This is a genomic window from Mycobacterium gordonae (assembly GCF_002101675.1).
In the GTDB taxonomy this organism is placed as follows: domain Bacteria; phylum Actinomycetota; class Actinomycetes; order Mycobacteriales; family Mycobacteriaceae; genus Mycobacterium; species Mycobacterium gordonae.
Genome location: NZ_LQOY01000125.1, coordinates 1 through 1,523, shown reverse-complemented (window position 1 = coordinate 1,523; position 1,523 = coordinate 1). Strand labels below are relative to the sequence as shown.

At 64.3% G+C, this 1,523-nt stretch carries 1 protein-coding gene; it reads left to right on the top strand.

Going from position 1 to position 1,523, the window contains the following annotated elements; translation table 11 throughout:
* Window positions 1–83 precede the first annotated feature (83 nt).
* Window positions 84–1,489 (top strand): IS3 family transposase gene (locus AWC08_RS19320; RefSeq protein ID WP_142283675.1). Its coding sequence is split into 2 segments (ribosomal slippage): window positions 84–450 and window positions 450–1,489, totalling 1,407 coding nucleotides; the frame shifts between segments, so codons are not numbered across the junction.
* Window positions 1,490–1,523: the final 34 nt, after the last annotated feature.

The window sequence follows — 1,523 nt, the reverse complement described above, 5'->3', positions numbered from 1 at the left end:
CAAACCGGCCTGATGCAGGGCGAGATACGGATCAACACGCCATGAGCAGTTCGATGATGACGTCGGTGCATGACAATGAACGGATGGATGAAGCCCACCCGCGCGCCGACGGGCCGCGCCGCCGGCGTGCGTTCTCGGCGGCCGAGAAGTTGGCCCACCTGGATGCCTACGAGCAGGCCTGCGAGCACGGTGAGGGCGGTGCCTATCTGAGGCGGGAGGGCTTGTATTCGTCGTCGATCAGCGAATGGCGCAGGCAGCGCGATGCGGGTGTGCTGGCGGGCAAACAGCCCGGCGAGAAGATCGGCAAGCTGACCGCTGAGCAGGCTGAAATCGCCCGTCTCAAGCGGGAGAACGCGCAGATGAGCAAGCGCCTGGCCACCACCGAGGCCGCGCTGGACATCATGGGAAAAGCACACGCTCTCTTGGAAAGTCTTTCCGAGAGAGCGGATTCCGACGAGCAACCGAAGAAGCGCTGACCGAGGCCTACGGGTCGCTGCTCGCGGTCGGCGTGTCGACCAGGCACGCAGCGGCGTTGACTGGCGTGGTGCGCTCAACGGCGATCCGGCGGCGCAACACCGCCACGGCACCTACGCCGGCGGTGTCGCCGCAACCGGTGGTCGAGCCGGTCAACAAGCTGACCGAGTTGGAGCGGCAGTTGGTTGTGGCGACGCTCACCAGCGCCCGGTTCGTCGATCTGGCACCGTTGCAGATCTATGCCCAACTGCTCGATGAGGGCGTTTATCTGTGTTCGGTGTCCACGATGTACCGGGTGCTGCGCGAGAACAGGCAGGTCAAGGAGCGGCGCCGGCTGGCCCGCCATCCCGCCAAGGTGTGTCCGGAGTTGGTCGCGACCGCGCCGCGGCAGGTGTATTCCTGGGACATCACCAAGGTGCCCGGGCCGGTCAAGGGTGTCTATTTCGACGCGTACGTGATGATCGACATCTACTCCCGCTACATTGTCGGTGTCCACGTCCATGCTCATGAATCCGGTGTTCTGGCCAAGGAACTCATCGAGCAGGTGTTCAAGGTGCACGGCGTTCCCCACGTCGTGCACGCCGATCGGGGCACGTCGATGACCAGCAAGACCGTCGCGACACTGCTCGCCGATCTCGAGGTCACCCGATCACATTCGAGGCCTCGGGTATCCAACGACAACCCGTTCTCGGAGTCGCTGTTCAAGACGCTGAAGTACGGGCCGGAGTTTCCCGAGCGCTTCGGCTCCCTGTCTGAGGCAAGGCAATTCATGGATGACTTCGCCCACTGGTACAACCACGAGCATCGTCATACCGGGATCGGATTGCACACCCCCGCCAACGTGCACTTCGGGCTCGCCACCGACAAAGCCGCCGAGCGACGTGCCGTCCTGACCGACGCCCGTGCCCGACACCCGCACCGCTTCAGCACCCACCGTGCGCCGAAGATCCTCGACCTGCCCGACACCGTCTGGATCAACCCACCAGCCCAGGAGGCCGACACGACCGCCGCTTAACACCCGATGGACTCATCCGCCTTGACAAGTTCCG